13 protein-coding genes are annotated in these 18355 nt (G+C 73.9%); 8 read left to right on the top strand and 5 right to left on the bottom strand.

Annotated features, from left to right (window positions below):
• Window positions 1-140: 140 nt before the first annotated feature.
• A complete protein-coding gene (locus tag CCE01nite_RS16010) occupies window positions 141-1526 on the top strand; it encodes a glycine--tRNA ligase (protein WP_034631364.1) in 1386 nt (461 codons plus the stop codon).
• 29 nt (window positions 1527-1555) lie between these two features.
• Entirely contained in the window at window positions 1556-2902 is a 1347-nt protein-coding gene (locus tag CCE01nite_RS16005) for a YibE/F family protein (RefSeq protein ID WP_084142763.1), read from the top strand.
• On the opposite strand, the gene CCE01nite_RS16000 is transcribed toward CCE01nite_RS16005, so the two are convergent.
• From CCE01nite_RS16000 to CCE01nite_RS15990, 3 genes are all read right to left on the bottom strand, one after another.
• Entirely contained in the window at window positions 2832-4148 is a 1317-nt protein-coding gene (locus CCE01nite_RS16000) for a YibE/F family protein (RefSeq protein ID WP_246056611.1), read from the bottom strand. The genes CCE01nite_RS16005 and CCE01nite_RS16000 overlap by 71 nt on opposite strands.
• A 62-nt stretch (window positions 4149-4210) precedes the next feature.
• Window positions 4211-5680 carry a hypothetical protein gene (locus tag CCE01nite_RS15995; RefSeq protein ID WP_034631369.1) on the bottom strand — a complete coding sequence of 490 codons (1470 nt, stop codon included), beginning with the start codon at window positions 5678-5680 and terminating at the stop codon, window positions 4211-4213.
• Complete coding sequence (locus CCE01nite_RS15990) at window positions 5677-6351, bottom strand: SigE family RNA polymerase sigma factor (protein ID WP_084142762.1); 675 nt, start codon at window positions 6349-6351, stop codon at window positions 5677-5679. The genes CCE01nite_RS15995 and CCE01nite_RS15990 overlap by 4 nt, the downstream gene beginning before the upstream one ends.
• Window positions 6352-6544: 193 nt before the next feature.
• Between CCE01nite_RS15990 and dusB the strand changes: the two genes are divergently transcribed.
• Window positions 6545-7759, top strand: coding sequence for a tRNA dihydrouridine synthase DusB (dusB, locus tag CCE01nite_RS15985; RefSeq protein WP_371861051.1), 1215 nt, complete (start codon window positions 6545-6547; stop codon window positions 7757-7759).
• Between the two features lie 112 nt (window positions 7760-7871).
• Window positions 7872-9398: an alpha-amylase gene (locus CCE01nite_RS15980; protein ID WP_246056609.1), complete on the top strand. Its 1527-nt coding sequence runs from the start codon at window positions 7872-7874 to the stop codon at window positions 9396-9398.
• A 70-nt stretch (window positions 9399-9468) separates the two neighbouring features.
• On the opposite strand, the gene CCE01nite_RS15975 is transcribed toward CCE01nite_RS15980, so the two are convergent.
• Window positions 9469-11211, bottom strand: a complete 1743-nt coding sequence (locus CCE01nite_RS15975; RefSeq protein ID WP_034634440.1) for a glycoside hydrolase family 13 protein — start codon at window positions 11209-11211, stop codon at window positions 9469-9471.
• Between the two features lie 124 nt (window positions 11212-11335).
• Complete coding sequence (locus CCE01nite_RS15970; RefSeq protein ID WP_052104431.1) at window positions 11336-12337, bottom strand: LacI family DNA-binding transcriptional regulator; 1002 nt, start codon at window positions 12335-12337, stop codon at window positions 11336-11338.
• 241 nt (window positions 12338-12578) lie between these two features.
• Here CCE01nite_RS15970 and CCE01nite_RS15965 point away from each other — a divergent pair, with 241 nt between their 5' ends.
• The 4 genes from CCE01nite_RS15965 to CCE01nite_RS15950 all read left to right on the top strand — a co-directional run bounded on the left by CCE01nite_RS15965 (window position 12579) and on the right by CCE01nite_RS15950 (window position 18327).
• Window positions 12579-13811 (top strand): sugar ABC transporter substrate-binding protein, encoded by a 1233-nt coding sequence (locus CCE01nite_RS15965; protein WP_034634435.1) that lies wholly within the window; start codon window positions 12579-12581, stop codon window positions 13809-13811.
• A gap of 141 nt (window positions 13812-13952) precedes the next feature.
• Window positions 13953-15572: an ABC transporter permease subunit gene (locus tag CCE01nite_RS15960; protein ID WP_034634433.1), complete on the top strand. Its 1620-nt coding sequence runs from the start codon at window positions 13953-13955 to the stop codon at window positions 15570-15572.
• Window positions 15572-16453 carry a sugar ABC transporter permease gene (locus tag CCE01nite_RS15955; RefSeq protein ID WP_034634431.1) on the top strand — a complete coding sequence of 294 codons (882 nt, stop codon included), beginning with the start codon at window positions 15572-15574 and terminating at the stop codon, window positions 16451-16453. The genes CCE01nite_RS15960 and CCE01nite_RS15955 overlap by 1 nt, the downstream gene beginning before the upstream one ends.
• Entirely contained in the window at window positions 16450-18327 is a 1878-nt protein-coding gene (locus CCE01nite_RS15950) for a glycoside hydrolase family 13 protein (protein WP_246056608.1), read from the top strand. The genes CCE01nite_RS15955 and CCE01nite_RS15950 overlap by 4 nt, the downstream gene beginning before the upstream one ends.
• Window positions 18328-18355: the final 28 nt, after the last annotated feature.

Below are 18355 nucleotides of genomic sequence, written 5' to 3'. Positions count from 1 at the left end.
ATTCTCACGAGGATGAAAACCGTTGTCAAAACGCGCGACCCGTCCGGAGCACCTCCGCGCACCGCAGCGCCACCCCGGTAGCCTGTGCTGTCATCCCCGCGCCACCCAGTCGCGGGCCCTCGTCCCCTGGAGTGATCGCAGTGGCTGCACCGTCCCGGCTCGACAACGTCGTCTCCCTCGCCAAGCGCCGGGGCTTCGTGTTCCCGAGCGGGGAGATCTACGGAGGCACGCGCTCGGCCTGGGACTACGGCCCGCTCGGGGTCGAGCTCAAGGAGAACATCAAGAAGCAGTGGTGGCGGACCATGGTCACCGCGCGCGAGGACATCGTCGGGCTCGACTCGTCGGTCATCCTGCCGCGCCAGGTCTGGGTCGCCTCGGGCCACGTCGGCGTCTTCACCGACCCGCTCACCGAGTGCCTCAGCTGCCACAAGCGGTTCCGCGAGGACCACATGCTCGAGGAGTTCGAGGAGAAGAAGGGCCGCGTGCCCGAGCACGGCCTCGCCGACATCGCGTGCCCCAACTGCGGCACGCGCGGCCAGTGGACCGAGCCCCGCGACTTCAACATGATGCTCAAGACGTACGTGGGCCCGATCGAGGACGAGTCCGGGCTGCACTACCTGCGCCCCGAGACGGCGCAGGGCATCTTCGTGAACTTCGCGAACGTCGTGACGACGAGCCGCAAGAAGCCGCCGTTCGGCATCGGCCAGATCGGCAAGTCCTTCCGCAACGAGATCACGCCGGGCAACTTCATCTTCCGCACGCGCGAGTTCGAGCAGATGGAGATGGAGTTCTTCGTCGAGCCCGGGACGGACGAGGACTGGCACCAGTACTGGATCGACACGCGCACCGACTGGTACACCGACCTCGGCATCAGCCGCGACAACCTGCGCCACTACGAGCACCCGAAGGAGAAGCTGTCGCACTACTCGAAGCGCACCGTCGACATCGAGTACCGCTTCGGCTTCCAGGGCTCCGAGTGGGGCGAGCTCGAGGGCATCGCGAACCGCACCGACTTCGACCTGTCGACGCACAGCGAGCACTCCGGCCAGGACCTGTCGTACTTCGACCAGGCGAAGAACGAGCGCTTCGTGCCGTACGTCATCGAGCCGGCCGCAGGCCTCACACGCTCGCTCATGGCGTTCCTCGTCGAGTCCTACGTCGAGGACGAGGCGCCCAACACCAAGGGCGGCGTCGACAAGCGCACGGTGCTCCGGCTCGACCCGCGCCTCGCGCCCGTCAAGGCCGCGGTGCTGCCGCTGAGCCGCAACGAGCAGCTCTCGCCCAAGGCGCGGGACCTCGCCGCCGAGCTGCGCCGGTCGTGGAACGTCGAGTTCGACGACGCCGGGGCGATCGGCCGCCGCTACCGCCGCCAGGACGAGATCGGTACGCCGTTCTGCATCACGGTCGACTTCGACACGCTCGACGACCAGGCGGTCACGATCCGGCACCGCGACGACATGTCGCAGGAGCGGGTCGCGCTCGACCAGGTCACCGCGTACCTCGCGACGCGGCTCGTCGGCGCCTGACCGGGCGTGACGCCGTCGTGGGCGCGTCCGTGACCGGGCACGTCCACGGCGGCGGCCCCGAGCCGCGCGCGAGCCGGCGCGTGCGCGTCGTGCTCGCCGCGCTCGTCGTCCCCGCGCTCCTCGTGACCGTGCTCGGCGCGTGGTGGCTGTGGCCCGACCGCGACGCGCTCCCGGTGCTGAAGACCACGGCTCCCGGCACGACGTTCGAGCGCGTGCTCGTGATGTCGATCGACCTGGCCCCGGACGCGCCGCCGGAGACGCAGGTCGTCGGCGAGCTCGCCGACGGCAGCAGCACGCCCGTGCTCGTCCCGCCCGAGTACGTCCCCGAGGTCGAGCCCGGGGACGTCCTGACGGTGCTCTACCTCGCGGAGGCGGTCGGGGAGGGCAGCCCGTACGTGTTCGTCGACTTCGTGCGCGACGCCCCGATCGGGATGCTCGCGGCGGTGTTCGCGGTGCTCGTGCTCGCCGTCGCGCGCTGGCGCGGGCTCGCGGCGCTCGTCGGCCTCGTCGTGTCGTTCGCCGGCATCGCGTGGTTCACGCTGCCCGCGCTGCTCGAGGGGCGGCCCGCGGTGCCGGTCGCGCTCGTGACCGCGTCGGCGCTCATGTTCGTGCTGCTGTACCTCGCGCACGGCGTCACGGCGCGCACCACGACCGCGCTGCTCGGCACGTTCGGGGGCCTCGCGGCGACGGCCCTGCTCGCGGGGTGGGCGAGCGGCGCGGCGCACCTCACCGGTCTCGTCGACGAGAACGCGCTCGACCTGCGCCAGTACGCCCCGGACGTGAGCCTGAGCGGGGTCCTGCTGTGCGGGATCGTCGTCGCGGGGCTCGGAGTGCTCAACGACGTGACGATCACGCAGGCGTCGGCTGTCTGGGAGCTGCGGGCGAGCGCCCCGCACGCGAGCCGGCGGGAGCTGTACGCGCGTGGGATGCGCATCGGGCGCGACCACATCGCCTCGACCGTGTACACCGTGGCCTTCGCGTACGTCGGCGCCGCGCTGCCGCTCGTGCTGCTCGTGAGCCTGTCCGACCGCGCGCTGCTCGGGACGCTCACGAGCGGCGAGATCGCCGAGGAGGTGGTCCGCACGCTCGTCGGCTCGATCGGCCTCGTGCTCGCCATCCCCGTGACGACGGCGGTCGCGGCGCTCGTCGTCGGCGGCCCGGCGCGGGCGGCACGCGACGCGACGGGCGGCGCGGACGAGCAGGACGGCGCGGACGAGCCGGGCGGTGACGACGCGCAGGACGGCGCCGTCGGGCCGGGCGGTGGCGACGGGCAGGGCAGCGGCGACGCGCCGGAGCCCGACGCCGTCAGTGCGCGTGCACGTGCGGGTGCGCCCGATGACCCTGCTGCGCGTGACGCGGCGGCGGGGACGCCGTGACGACGAGCACGGCCAGCGCGGTCGTGAGCGGGATCGCGAGCACGAGCGCGATCGACCCGACGAGCGTGCGCACGATCTCCTCGGCGAACGCCCCGCTCGTGAGCGTCTGCCCGAGCGGCAGCCCGTAGATCTCCAGCAGCAGCAGGACGGGGAGCGCCGCACCGGTGTACGCGAACGCGATCGTGTAGACCGTCGAGGCGATGTGGTCGCGCCCGATGCGCATCGCGTGGCTGAACAGCTCAGCGCGGTCCGCGTCGGGCGACGTCGCGCGCAGCTCCCACACGGCCGACGCCTGCGTGATCGTCACGTCGTTGAGCACGCCGAGGCCCGCGAGCACGACCCCGCACAGGAACAGCCCCCGCAGCGCGGTCGCGCCCTGGTCGCCGAGCAGCCCCGCGAGCCGGTAGGAGTCCTCGGACGTCACGCCCGACAGGTGCGCGGCGCGCGCCCCGAGCACGCCGAGCCCCGCGGTGAGCCCGAGCCCCGCGAGCGTGCCGAGGAGCGCCGTCGACGTGCGCTCGGAGAACCCGTGGGCGAGGTACAGGACGGCGATCATGATGACGGTCGAGCCGCACAGGCCGATCAGCAGCGCGTCCTCTCCGGCCACGAGCCCGGGCAGGATGTAGGTCCCGATCACGGCGAACGCGAGGACGAGCCCGATCAGCGCGCGCAGCCCGCGCATGCCCGCGACGAGCACGGTGACGACCGCGAACACGAGCGCGAGGGTCCCGAGCGGGACGGTCCGCTCGAAGTCGTGCCACGCCCACAGCTCGCCGTCCGTCGCGGTCGCCGGGTAGCGCTGGACGACGATCGCCGCGCCGTCGCGGACGTCCTCGGGCTGGAGCGTCGCGGTCGCCCAGAGGTCGATGTCGCGGCCCTCCTCGGACCCGCTCGTGACCGTCGCGAAGACCCGGAGGCACTGGACCTGCTCGGGGACGGTGCCGTCGGCGAGCCGGTCCTCGCTCGTCCCCTCGCACGACTCGACCGACGTGCCCGTGACGCGGGCGGTCGGGTACTGCACCTCGACGTCGACGAGCTCGCCGGTCGTCGGCTGCGGCTCGCCGGGCCACGTGAGCGCCATGCCGAGCAGCGCGGCGAGGCCGAGCGGGACGAGGACGGCCGTGAGGAGCAGCCGCGTGCGGGTCGCGGCGGTGCGCCGCGGGTGGTCGACGTGCCCGGCGGGCGGCGCGGCGGCGGGCGCGGGCGCCTCGGGGGCCCGTTCCGGGGCGGCAGGGGAGTCGGGCACGGTGCGATTGTGCAGCACCGTGCCCGACGACGCCCTCGCGGGCCACGGGACGCGCGGGTGCGTCAGAGGCGATCCGGGACGAACGTGGTCGGGACGGGCGCGAGCGGCGACTCCCCGCTCGCGGGATCGGGCAGGCCGGCGTCCGGACCGACGACGACGACGTAGGTCCGCCGCCCGTCGCCCGACAGCGGGTCGAACGTGGGCACGTCGATCGTCGTCCCGCGGGTGCCGTCGGCGCGGACGACCGGGGCCGCGAGCTCGATGCGGGCCAGCGCGCCCGGGTCGACCGAGCCGGGCACCGTCCCCGTGAGGACCCACGCGCCGTCGAGCGCGGCGTACGCGGTGGTGGTGCTGACCAGGTCGGTCGTCGCCTCCTCGCGCGAGCCGCCGAGGGCCGTCCGCCAGGCGGAGTCGGGCAGCGGTCCCGCGTCCGCGATCCCGATCGACGCGGGGACGGTCGTCGTCGCGGGCGGCGCGTCCGGGCCGTGCACGATCGCGAGCCGACCGGGCGCGGCGCCGGCGGGCAGGTCGAGACCGAGGTCGAGCCGGGGGGTCGTGACCGGTGAGCCCCCGACCTGTCCCAGGTCGACGCCGAGCCGCGCGGTCGCGGTGATCCCGTCGGCGACCTCGACGGTCGCGGCGTCGACCTCCTCGAGGAGCCCCTGGACGGTGTCGAGCACGCAGGCGGGCTCCTCGCCGCGGCACTCCCCGCCGAGCACCTGCGCGCCGCCGGCCCCCGTGACGACGGGCACGAGCCGCAGGTCGTCGATGCGCAGCCAGCCCCGCGACGCGGCCGAGTCCGCCGAGAGCACCGCGGCGTAGACCCGGCCGGTGCCGTCGCCCGGGGCGTCGAACGTCGGCACCTGCACGCGGTCGACCGCGTCCCCGCCGCCGGTCGGCACGAACCCGGGCTCCTCCTCGCCGACGAGCTCGACGACCGGGTCGTCGACCCACTGCGGCACGGTCCCCACGACGAGCATCTCGCGGCCGTCGGTGCTCGCGACCGTGCGGAACGTCGTCGCGGTCGCCTCCTCGTCGACCCACGGGTCGAGCCGCACGGTGTGCACGCTCGCGCCCGTCGCGGTCGACCCCGGGTCGAGCGGCAGGTCGACGTACAGGGTCCCGGCGTCCTCGCTGAGCGTGATCGCGCGGCTGACGGGCACATCGGGGAAGCGCAGGCCGAGGTCCACGGCGTTCGCCTCGCCGCGCACGCGAGCCGGGAAGGACGCGGCCGTCACGCCCTCGGCGACGGTCACGACCCGCACGTCCCCGGCGACGGCGGGGGTGTCGTCGGGGACGTGGTCGAGGCCCGCGAGGTAGGTGCCGCCGAGCGCGAGGGCGGCGACGGTCAGGGTGCTCACGGCGGCGCCGCGCGCGCGCCGGGCGGTCGTGCGGCGGTGCGCGGCGCGGATCACGTCGTCCGCGGCGAGCTGCATGGGCGGTGCGCCGGCGGTCGCGTAGCGGTGCAGGCGGGCCACGACCTCGTCCTCGCGGGGGTCGAGGAGCCGGGTCGGGGGCGGGGTGCGGGTCATCGGGGGCTCCTCGCACGGGCGATGGGGGCGGAGGGGTCGGCGGCGAGCACACCGCGCAGCGTGGCGAGCGCGCGGGACGCCGTGGACTTCACGGTGCCCACGCTCACGCCGAGGTCGGCGGCGACCTCGGCCTCCGGCATCCCGACGAGGTGGCGCAGGACGACGATGCGGCGCTGGCGGGGGGACAGGGTCGCCAGGGCGCGCACGAGCAGGTCGCGGTCGGCGGCGGCGACCTGGTGGTCGCGGCCCGCCGCCGGGGTCGAGCCGGCGCGGGAGGACGTGCCGTCGGGCAGGTCCTCGGGCGCGGTCAGCACCTCGCGGCGCCGACGCCGCCAGGAGTCGACGCGGAGGTTCGCCAGCACGCGGCGGGTGTACGCCAGCGGGTCGCCGGTGCGGACGCGGGACCACGCGGCGTACGTGCGCACGAGCGCCTGCTGGGTCAGCTCCTCGGCACGGTGGGCGTCGCTGCACAGCAGCCACGCGGTGCGCAGGAGGTCGTCGCCGTGCTCGGACATGAAGGCGGCGAACTCCGCGTCGCGGCCCGCGGCGTCGACCTCGCGGGTCTGGGCGCGCTGCGCGGCCCCGCGCCGGGCGACGCGCTCGACCAGGACGACCTCCTCGGAGGGCAGGTCCGGGGGGTCACCGGGGAACGCGAGGGTGCCGCTCGTCATGGTGGTCACACCGTAGAAGACGCACGACGTGCCCCGAAGGTTGAGTCGCGACGTCACCCGGGTGCTCCTGTCCCGGTCGCCGCCGGGCACGCCCCCACGTGCCCGGCGCCGCCGGCGTCACCCGGGTGCTCCGCGACCCGCCCCGGGGGCCCGCCGGCGCGTGGGGGACAATCGAGGGGTGACGCCTGCGACCGTGACCCCCACCGTGCCCGCCCCCACGCCGGGCGGCGCCCCGGCCGACGCCGCGCCGGGGACCGGCACGCGCGTGCTCCCGCCCCTGCGCATCGGGCCCCTGACGATCGACACGCCCGTCGTGCTCGCCCCGATGGCGGGCGTGACCAACGCGGCCTTCCGCCGGCTGTGCCGCGAGTCGGGCGCCGGGCTCTACGTCGCCGAGATGGTGACGTCGCGCGCGCTCGTCGAGCGGGGCGAGGAGTCGATGCGGATCATCTCGCACGAGCCCGACGAGAAGCCGCGCTCCGTGCAGGTCTACGGCGTCGACCCGGCGACGGTCGCCGCCGCGGTGCGCCTCATCGCGTCCGAGGACCGCGCCGACCACGTCGACCTCAACTTCGGGTGCCCGGTCCCCAAGGTCACGCGGCGCGGCGGGGGAGCGGTGCTGCCCTGGAAGCGGGACCTGTTCCGCTCGATCATCAGCGCCGCGGTCGACGCCGCGAGCCCCTACGGCGTCCCGGTGACGGTCAAGATGCGCAAGGGCATCGACGACGACCACCTGACCTACCTGGAGGCGGGGCTCGTCGCACAGGAGGTCGGCGTCGCGGCGGTCGCGCTGCACGCCCGGACCGCGGCCGACTACTACTCCGGCACGGCCGACTGGGAGTCGATCGCCCGCCTCAAGGAGGCCGTGACCGACATCCCGGTGCTCGGCAACGGCGACATCTGGTCAGCCGAGGACGCGCTCGCCATGGTCGCGCAGACCGGGTGCGACGGCGTCGTCGTCGGGCGTGGCTGCCAGGGCCGGCCCTGGCTCTTCGCGGACCTCGCGGCGGCGTTCGCCGGGTCGGACGAGCGACGCAGGCCCGGGCTCGGCGAGGTCACTGCGGTGGTGCGCCGGCACGCGGAGCTGATGATCGAGCACTTCGGCGAGGAGTCGAAGGCGCTGCGCGAGATGCGCAAGCACATGGCCTGGTACCTCAAGGGCTACGTCGTGGGCGGCGAGCTGCGCGCGAAGCTCGGGCTGGTGTCGACGCTGACCGAGCTCGACGAGCGGCTCGGGGCGCTCGACCTGGACCAGCCGTACCCCGGCGAGGCGGCCGAGGGGCAGCGGGGACGCGCGGGCTCGCCCAAGCGCCCGACGCTGCCCGAGGGGTGGCTCGCGTCGCGCGAGCTGAGCGAGGACTTCCGGCGCGCGCTGCACGAGGCCGAGCTGAGCGTCTCGGGCGGCTGAGTGGCGCCGGCGCTCGCGGTCCCCGGAGCGCCCGACGGGCAGGTCGGTTCCCGCCCGGGTCGGCTGCAAGTTTCTGTACGCTTGCAGCCGTCCCGACGACGGCAGGAGCCCCGTGCAGCGCAGCACACCTCGACCCACCCCACGGCTGCGCCGGCGCGCGTCCGCCGTGCTCGTCGCCCTCGGGCTCGCCGTCGGCGCCGCCGCGTGCGCGCCCGCCGAGGACGACACCCCCGAGCCGGCCGCGTCCCGCGACGTCGGCGTCCAGCTCTTCCAGTGGACGTGGGACGCGATCGGGCGGGAGTGCACCGACCGCCTCGGCCCCGCCGGCTACGGCTGGGTGCTGACGTCGCCGCCGCAGGAGCACGTCCGGGGTGAGGAGTGGTGGACCGCCTACCAGCCGGTCTCCTACCGGCTCGAGTCCCGGCTCGGGACGCGCGCGGAGCTCGCCGCGATGGTCGGGACGTGCCACGACGCGGGCGTCGACGTCGTGGTCGACGCGGTGATCAACCACATGACCGGTCAGGACGAGCCCGGGACCGGGTGGGCCGGGTCGCCGTACTCGCACTACGACTACCCGGGCACCTGGTCCGACGCCGCCGGGGACTTCCACCACTGCGGCGTGCCGCCGGCCGACGACATCGCCGACTACCGCGACGCCTACGAGGTCCAGCACTGCGAGCTCGTCAACCTCGCGGACCTCGCGACCGGGCGCCCCGCGGTGCAGGACCGGCTCGTCGCCTACCTCGAGGACGTGCTGAGCCTCGGCGTCGACGGCTTCCGCCTCGACGCCGCGAAGCACATGCCCGCCGAGGACGTCGCCGCCGTCGTCGAGCGGCTCCCCGCGGGCACGCGGATCGTCTCCGAGGTCATCCGGGGCGGCGGCGAGCCCGTGGTGCCCGAGCAGTACACCCCGTTCGGCGACGTGTTCGAGTTCGCCTGGGGCCGCGAGGCGACGGGGATGATCCGCGGCGGGTCGCTGCGCCTGGTCACCGAGCTCGGCGCTGGGTCGTCGTACCTGCCGTCCGAGAAGGCGTGGATCTTCGTCGAGAACCACGACACCGAGCGGGGCGGCAGCACGCTCGCGTACCCGGACGGCGCGCCGTACGTGCTGGCCAACGTGCTGATGCTCGCCACGGGCTACGGCCGCCCGGTCGTGTACTCGGGCTACGCGTTCAGCGACCGCGACGCCGGGCCCGAGCAGGACGGCGACGGCGCGGTGCTCGACGCCGCGTGCCCCGACGACGCGGGCCCCGAGCGGGCCTACGCCGACGGTGAGTGGGTGTGCCAGCACCGGTGGCGCGCGGTCGAGGGCATGGTCGGCTGGCGCTCGGCGGTCGGCGACGACCCGGTCGGGGCGCGGTGGGAGGACGGCGACGCGCTCGCGCTCAGCCGCGGCGAGCGGGGGACCGTCGTCGTCAACGGCGGCGACGCGACGCTCGAGGCGCGCGTGCCGACGACGCTGCGGGACGGGGCGTACTGCGACGTGCTCGCGGGGCCGACGGCGGCGGCCGGCCCGGCCGGCCCGGACGGTCCGCGGTGCGCGGGCGAGGCGCTGCGGGTCGAGGACGGCGAGGTCGCCGTGCGCGTGCCCGCCGGGAGCGCGGTGGCGCTGCACGTCGGGGCGCTCGCGGAGGGCTGAGCCGCGCGCACGAGAACGGCGCCGGCCCCGGGGTCGTCCCGGGACCGGCGCCGTCGTCGTGCAGCGGCGGTCAGGCCAGGCGGGCCCACACGGTCGTGTCGGCCGGGACGACGACGCGCCCGTCCTCGACCGCGACGTCGCCGCTCGCGAGCAGCACCTCGGCGCCCTCGGGCAGCGCGACCGGCGCGCCGCCGAAGACCGTCAGCACGAGCACGTCGCGGTTGAGGAACGCGAGCACCTCGCCGCCCAGGAGGTCCGGTGCGTCGACCCACGCGAGCGAGCCCGAGCCGAGGTCGTTCTCCCGGCGCACGCGCAGCGCAGCCCGGTAGGTCTCGTACGTCGAGCCCTCGACGCCCTGCTGCGCGTCGAGCGCGAAGCGGCTCCACGACGCGGGCTGCGGGAGCCAGGTCGCGCCGGTCGGCGAGAAGCCGAGCCCGGGCGCGTCGGCCGACCAGGGGAGCGGCACGCGGCAGCCGTCGCGGCCGCGCTCGGTGTGGCCCGAGCGCCACCAGGCCGGGTCCTGGCGCAGGTCGTCGTCGAGGGACGTGTGCTCGGGCAGCCCGAGCTCCTCGCCCTGGTACAGGTACGCCGAGCCGGGCAGGCCCAGCATGAGCAGCGACGCGGCGCGGGCGCGGCGCAGACCGAGCTCCTCGTCGGGCTGCTCGTCGCCCACGCCGATGCCGTTGGGCCGGGCGCCGGGCGTGCTCAGGCCGAGGCGCGACGCGTGCCGCACGACGTCGTGGTTCGAGAGCACCCAGGTCGTCGGCGCACCGACGCCGTCGCTCGCGACCAGCGAGGCCGTGACCACCGAGCGGAGCGCGGCGGCGTCCCAGGGGGTCGTGAGGAACGAGAAGTTGAACGCCTGGTGCATCTCGTCCGGGCGGACGTAGCGCGCGAGGCGGGTCAGCGGCTCGACCCACGCCTCGGCGACGAGCGCACGGTCGCCGTCGTACTCGGCGAGGATGCGGTGCCACGCGCGGTAGATGTCGTGGACGCCCTCCTGGTCGAACATCGGGCCCTGGTTGCCGGCGCCCGTCGAGCCGTCGTCGGCCGGGCTCGCGCCGTCGACCATCGTGACCTCGCCGTCCCAGTCGGGCAGGCCCGGGGCCTTGACCATGCCGTGCGCGACGTCGATGCGGAACCCGTCGACGCCCTTGTCCAGCCAGAAGCGCAGCACGTCCTCGAACTCGCTGCGGACCTCAGGGTGCTCCCAGTTCAGGTCGGGCTGGCGGGTGTCGAACATGTGCAGGTACCACTGGCCGGGCGTGCCGTCAGGGTTCGTCGTCCGGGTCCACGCGGGGCCGCCGAAGATCGAGTGCCAGTTGTTCGGCGGCTCGGCGCCGTCGACGCCGCGGCCCTCGCGGAACAGGTAGCGCTCGCGCTCGGCGCTGCCCGGTCCGGCGGCCAGGGCGGCCTGGAACCAGACGTGCTCGTCCGAGGTGTGGTTCGGGACGAGGTCGACGATCACGCGCATGCCGAGCCCGTGCGCGCGCTCGAGCAGCACGTCGAAGTCGGCGAGCGTGCCGAACAGCGGGTCGACGTCGCGGTAGTCGGCGACGTCGTAGCCCGCGTCGGCCTGGGGCGAGCGGTAGAACGGCGAGAGCCACACGGCGTCGACCCCGAGGGTCGCGAGGTGGTCGAGCCGGGAGGTGATGCCGGGCAGGTCGCCGATGCCGTCGCCGGAGCCGTCCGCGAACGAGCGCGGGTAGACCTGGTAGATGACGGCGTGGCGCCACCACTCCTCGGCGGGGGAGCCCTCGGCGTGCACGAGGGTCGTGTCGAGCGTGCGGGTCTGGGGGTCGGTGGTCGTCACAGAGCGGTGCCTCGTTTCGGGGTGGGGATGGGCTGCTGCGCCCGGTGCAGGTGCGCGGGGTCGCGCCCGTGGGGACGCGCCGACGCCGGTCGCTACCGGCTGCGCGGGGTCGTGCTGCTGGGATTCAGCGTACGGCGGGCGCTGCGCCCGTCGATGCCCGCACGATGAGCTCCGGGTGGAACAGGAGCTCGCTGCGGGGGGCCTTGGTGCCGCTGATCTCGGCGACCAGCGCGCTGACCGCCGCGTGGCCCATGGCCTGCACGGGCTGGCGCACGGTCGTGAGCGGCGGGTCGGTGAACGCGATCAGCGGGGAGTCGTCGTAGCCGACGACGGACAGGTCGGTGGGGACGTCGAGGCCGCGCTGGCGGGCGGCCCGGATCGCGCCGAGGGCCATGAGGTCGGAGCCGCAGATGATCGCGGTGTGGCCCGACTCGATGAGCTCGCCGGCGGCGGCCTGGCCGCCCTCGACCGTGAACAGGGTGGTGACGACGTGCGCGGCGGCGTCCTCCTCGCCGAGCTGGCGGCGGAGCTGCTCGGCGAACGAGACGACCTTGCGCTGCGCGGGCACGAAGCGGTCGGGGCCGATCGCGAGCCCGATCCGCCGGTGCCCGAGCGAGACGAGGTGACGCACGGACAGCTCCATCGACGACGGGTCGTCGTTGGAGATCGAGGGGGCGTCGACGCCCTCGGCGTGGCCGTTGACCAGCACGATCGGGATGCCCCGGCTGCGCAGGCGGTGGTACCGCTCCTTGCTGGCCGTCGTGTCGGCGTGCAGGCCCGAGACGAACAGGATCCCGTCGACCTCGTGCTCGAGGAGCATCTCGACGTACTGGTCCTCGGTCGTGCCGCCGGGGGACTGCGTGCACAGCAGCGGGGTGTACCCGCGCTCCGAGAGCATCGACTCGATGACCTGGGCGAACGCCGGGAAGACCGGGTTGGACAGCTCGGGGACGACGAGCCCGACGAGCCCCGCCGAGCGCGTGCGCAGCTTCTCGGGGCGCTCGTAGCCGAGCACGTCGAGCGCGGCGAGCACGGCCTGGCGGGTCTGCGCCGAGACGCCCTGCTTGCCGTTGAGCACGCGCGAGACCGTGGCCGTGCTGACGCCTGCCTGCTCGGCCAGGTCCATCAGTCGCGTGCGCACGTGGGGCAGCGTAAGGGACACGGGACCTCCTCGTCCGGGATGTGGGGCGTAGCGGGACGCAGTCCGGTTCTGAGGCCCTGGAGGACACGCCGTGAAAGCGTTGCCTGAAAGTTACCGTAACGAGTTGCAACAACCAAGACAAGCGGGTTAGCGTCCGTCACACCAGGCCGGCGTCGGTGGGACACCCCCGACGGAGGCAGTCCCACAGATCCTTGGAGACACGAAGATGCGACGGAGCATCCCCCTCGTTGCGGCGGCCCTCGGCGTGACCCTCACGCTCGCGGCCTGCAGCGGCTCGTCGGACGAGCCCACCGGCGACGCGAGCTCGGCGGCCCCCGAGCTCACCGGAACCCTCACGGTCTGGGTCGACGAGACCCGCATCGACTCGTTCAAGCCGGTCGCCGAGTCCTACCAGGAGGAGACGGGCGTCCAGCTCGACCTCGTGCAGAAGGCCTCGGGCGACATCCGCACCGACTTCGTGACCCAGGTCCCCACCGGCGAGGGCCCCGACGTCGTCATCGGCGCGCACGACTGGACCGGCGAGTTCGTCAACAACGGCGTCGTCGCCCCCGTCGAGCTCGGCGACAAGGCCGGCGACTTCGCCGAGTCCGCGATCACCGCGTTCGCCTACGACGGCAAGCAGTACGGCGTGCCGTACGCGATCGAGAACATCGCGCTCGTGCGCAACGACGCGCTCCTCACCGAGACGCCCGCGACCTTCGACGAGCTCGTCGCGCAGGGCAAGACGGCCGGCACGCCGTTCCCCGTGGTCATCCAGCAGGGCGACCAGGGCGACGCGTACCACCTGTACCCGCTGCAGACGTCCTTCGGCGCCCCCGTCTTCGCGCAGGCGGCCGACGGCTCCTACACCCCCGAGCTCGCGCTCGGCGGCGAGGCCGGCACCGCGTTCGCCGCGTACCTCGCCAAGCTCGGCGCCGAGAAGGTCCTCGACCCCGCGATCGACGGCGACAAGGCCAAGCAGGCGTTCCTCGACGGCCAGACCCCGTACATCGTCACGGGCCCCTGGTACGCCGAGGCGTTCGTCGAGGCCGGCATGGACATCACCGTGCTCCCCGTCCCCAGCGCGGGCGGCGAGGAGGCCCAGCCGTTCGTCGGCGTCCAGGGCGCGTTCATCAGCGCCAAGACCGAGAACTCGGTGCTCGCGAACGACTTCGTCACGAACTACCTCACGACCGAGGAGATCCAGGACGAGCTGTACGCGACCGGCGGCCGCGTCCCGGCGCTGACCGCGTCGGCCGACAAGATCGACGACGAGGTCCTCGCGGGCTTCAACGAGGCCGGCGCGACCGGCGCCCCGATGCCGTCGCTGCCCGAGATGGGCTCCGTCTGGAGCTTCTGGGGCACGACCGAGGTCCAGCTCATCGGCGGTCAGGCGACCGACCCCGCCGGTGCGTGGACCGCGATGGTCACCAACATCCAGGGCGCGATCGACGGCTGACCTCGCGGGCGCACAAACCCGAGGTCAGCACACCCGAGGGGGTTCCGGCGGCGCACGCCGGGACCCCCTCGGCCCAGGCCCACCCCCGCACCCCACCGCTCGCTCGGTCCGGGGGCAGCAGGATCGCGCGTTGGAGGACGCATGAGCACCCAGCAGACGGAGCCGGCGAAGGCCGGCCCCGAGCCGAGGACCCCGGCCCCCGAGCCCCGCCGCAGGTCGGTCACCTCGCACGCCCGGGACGTCAAGCCCGGCTTCGTCGTCAAGCTCGTGCTCGTCGCCCTCGTCGACGCGCTCGGCCTCTACGGCATCCTCGCGGCGGCCGCCGTCCAGTCGTGGGGCATCGTCGTGTTCCTGGTGCTCGCGCTCGTCGCGGTCAACTGGGTCTACTTCTCCCGCCGCATGCTCCCCGGCAAGTACCTCGTGCCGGGCCTGCTGTTCCTGCTCGTGTACCAGCTCTTCGTGATGGCCTACACCGGCTACGTCTCCTTCACGAACTACGGCGACGGCCACAACTCGACCAAGGCCGACGCGATCCAGGCCATCCAGGTCCAGACCGAGCGCCGGGTCGAGGGCTCCCCGACGTACCCCGTCACGGTGCTCGCGCGCGGCGACGAGCTCGCGCTCGGGATCGTCGACGAGGACGGCCACGTGCGCGTCGGGACCTCCGCCGAGCCGCTCGAGACCCTCGACGGCGCGCAGGCCGACGGCGACCGCATCACGGGCGCCGACGGCTTCGAGGTCCTCGGGCTCGCGCAGATCGCGCAGCGGCAGGGCGAGATCACCGAGCTGCGCGTGCCGGTGTCCGACGACGCGTCGGAGGGCAGCCTGCGCACGCAGGACGGCTCGACGGGCTACGTCTACACGCCGAGCGTCGCGTACGACGAGGCGGCCGACACGTTCACGGACCTCGAGTCCGGGACGGTGTACACCCCGTCCCGCTACGGCACGTTCACCGCGGAGGACGGCTCGCGCCTGACGCCGGGCTGGCGCGTGGGCGTCGGGCTCGAGAACTACACCGCGATGTTCAGCGACTCGCGTCTGTCCGGGCCGTTCTTCACGATCCTCGCGTGGACGTTCGCCTTCGCGATCCTCTCGGTCGTCACGACCTTCGGGCTCGGGCTGTTCCTCGCGATCGTGTTCAACGACCCGCGGGTGCGCGGCCGCCGGTTCTACCGCTCGCTGCTGATCCTCCCGTACGCCTTCCCGGGCTTCCTCGCGGCGCTCGTGTGGCGCGGCATGCTCAACCCGCGGTTCGGGTTCGTCAACGAGGTGCTGCTCGGCGGCGCCGACGTCCCGTGGCTCACGGACCCGTGGCTCGCGAAGCTCTCGATCCTGCTGGTCAACCTCTGGCTCGGCTTCCCGTACATGTTCCTGGTCTGCACGGGTGCGCTGCAGGCGATCCCGTCCGACGTGATCGAGTCGGCGCGCATGGACGGCGCGGGCGCGTTCCGGGTGTTCCGCTCGATGACGCTGCCGCTCCTGATGATCTCGGTCGCACCCCTGCTGATCTCGAGCTTCGCCTTCAACTTCAACAACTTCACGCTGATCTACATGCTCACGGGCGGCGGGCCGAACTTCGAGAGCTCGCCGGTCCTGGTCGGGCACACGGACATCCTCATCTCGATGGTCTACGCCGTGGCCTTCGAGAGCGGCGTCAAGCAGTACGGCCTCGCCAGCGCGGTGTCGATCCTGATCTTCGTCATCGTCGGCGCGATCTCCTACGCCGCCTTCCGGCGCACCAAGACCCTCGAGGAGCTGTGATGGCCCGCGCGTCTCTCGAACTGCACGCGCCCGTGACGGGCGTCCGGTGGTGGCGCGAGGTCGGCTGGCGCCACGTCGTCGGCGTCGTGATGGTCGTCGTGTGCGTGACCCCGCTGCTCTACGTGGTGTCCGCCTCGCTCAACGCCGGCGGCACGCTCACGGGCTCGAACAAGCTCTTCAGCCAGGTCAGCGGGGCGAACTACGCCGAGCTCGCGCGCACCGACTTCCCGCTGTGGGCCGTCAACTCGCTCGTCGTGTGCACGGCCACGGCGCTCGGCACGGTGCTCATGGGCGCGGCTGCCGCGTATGCGTTCTCCCGCTTCCGGTTCCAGGGGCGGCGCGCGTCGCTCACCGCGCTGCTGCTGGTCCAGATGTTCCCGCAGATGCTCGCGTTCGTCGCGATCTTCCTGCTGCTGCTCACGCTCGGCGACGTGTTCCCCGCGCTCGGCCTCAACAGCCGGCTCGCGCTCATCGCCGTGTACCTCGGCGGCGCGCTCGGCGTGAACGCGTTCCTCATGTACGGGTTCTTCAACACGATCCCGCGCGAGCTCGACGAGGCCGCGAAGATCGACGGCGCGAGCCACGCGCAGATCTTCTTCACGATCATCCTGCGCCTCGTCTCGCCGATCCTCGCGGTCGTCGGCCTGCTGTCGTTCGTCTCGGCGTTCGGCGAGTTCATCCTCGCGAAGATCGTGCTGAGCCGCGTCGAGAACTACACGCTCGCCGTCGGGCTGTACGTGTGGGCCTCCGACGAGCGCAACGCGCCGTGGGGCCTGTTCGCGGCGGCGGCCGTGCTCGCGGCGATCCCGGTGCTCCTGCTGTTCCAGTTCCTGCAGCGCTACATCGTCTCGGGCCTGACCGCCGGTTCGGTGAAGGGGTGACGGCGCTCGACGCCACCACCCGCGTGCGCCACCTGCTCGACGAGCCGCACCACGACGGCTCGGAGGTCTACGTCCCGGCCGGCACCCCGGCGCTGGGCGACGTCGTCCCGGTCCGGTTCCGCGTCCCGGCGTCGGGCGCCGAGCGGGCGGTCTGGGTGCGCACGGTCCGCGACGGCGAGCCGCGCATCGAGCCCGCGCGCCTGGACCGGTCCGACGAGCACGAGCGCTGGTACGTCGCGGACGTCCCGGTGCACAACCCGGTCACGGGCTACCGGGCGCTGCTCGACGAGCCGGGCGGCTACCGCTGGCTCAACGGCCGCGGCGTGCACGCGCGCGAGGTGCCGGACGTCGCGGACTTCCGGCTCACGGTGCACGCGCCCGCGCCGGCGTGGCTCTCGTCGGCCGTCGTCTACCAGGTGTTCCCCGACCGTTTCGCGCGCGCCGGCTCGCACGACGGTCTCCCCGGGGGCGAGCTGCCCGACTGGGCGGTGCCGGCGCGCTGGGACGACGAGCCGATCCCGGCCGGACCGGGCGTCTCGCAGCAGCTCTTCGGCGGGCACCTCGCGGGCGTCGAGGCCCACCTCGACCACCTCGAGCGCCTCGGCGTCGACACCCTGTACCTCACGCCGATCTTCCCGAGCCGCTCCAACCACCGGTACGACGCGCGCTCGTTCGACCACGTCGACCCCCTGCTCGGCGGCGACGCGGCGTTCGCGTCGCTGTCCGCCGCGGTGCACGCGCGCGGGCTGCGGCTCGTCGGGGACCTCACGACGAACCACACGGGCGCCGGCCACGAGTGGTTCGAGCGCGCCCGCGCGGACCGCACGAGCGAGGAGGCGTCGTTCTACTACTGGACGGACGCCGACCCCGGCTACGTCGGCTGGCTCGAGCACGCGTCGCTGCCCAAGCTCAACTACGCGGCGGGCGCGCTCGCGCAGCGCATGATCGACGGCCCCGACTCCGTCATCGCCCGCTGGCTGCGCCCGCCGTACGCGCTCGACGGCTGGCGGATCGACGTGGCCAACATGACGGGGCGCTACGCGAGCGAGGACCGCACGCACGAGGTCGCCCGGACGATCCGGCGCACGATGCAGGCCGTCAACCCCGACTCGGTGCTCGTCAGCGAGCACTTCCACGACGCCGGCCCCGACCTCGCGGGCGACGGCTGGCACGCGAACATGAATTACTCGGCGTTCACCCGCCCGGTGTGGACATGGCTGGCGGAGCCCGGCTCGGGGCTCGGCTTCCTCGGGATGCCCGTGCCCGTGCCGAGCCGCGACGGCCACGCGATGGTCGGCTCGATGCGCGAGTTCGACGCCGCCGTCCCGTGGGCCGTGACGCGGCACCAGTGGAACATGCTCGGCTCGCACGACACGGCACGCCTGCGGACGGTCGTGGGCTCCCGCGAGCGCGTCGAGGTCGCCGCCGGGCTGCTGTTCACCTACCCCGGGACGCCCGCGATGTTCGCGGGCGACGAGGGCGGGCTGCGCGGGACCAACGGCGAGCATGCGCGCGTGCCGATGCCGTGGGACGCGATCGCCGGGGGCGACGGCGCGCGGTGGGACGCCGCGACATTCGAGGTCTACCGCACGCTGATCGCGGTCCGGCGGGGGAGCCGTGCGCTGCGCGAGGGCGGCCTGCGCTGGGCCGTCGTCGGGCCCGACGCGGTCGCGTTCCTGCGCGAGACGGCCGACGAGCGCGTGCTCGTGCTCGCCGCCCGCGCGCCGTGGTCCGGGGCGGACCTCCCGCGGCACCTGCTCGCGCCCGGTCACGACGCCGAGAACCTCTACGGCGGCGCGGCCCTCGACGTGACGCCCGAGGCCCTGCGCCTGCCCGGCGACGGCCCGGGCGTCCAGGTGTGGAGGCTCGCCTGACCCGCCCGCGAGCAGCGAACTAGGGTGT

The sequence above is a fragment of the Cellulomonas cellasea genome, assembly GCF_006538745.1.
GTDB classification, from domain to species: Bacteria; Actinomycetota; Actinomycetes; order Actinomycetales; family Cellulomonadaceae; genus Cellulomonas_A; species Cellulomonas_A cellasea.
Note: the sequence above shows the minus strand (reverse complement) of the source record. Positions and strands in the feature narration are given on the sequence as shown.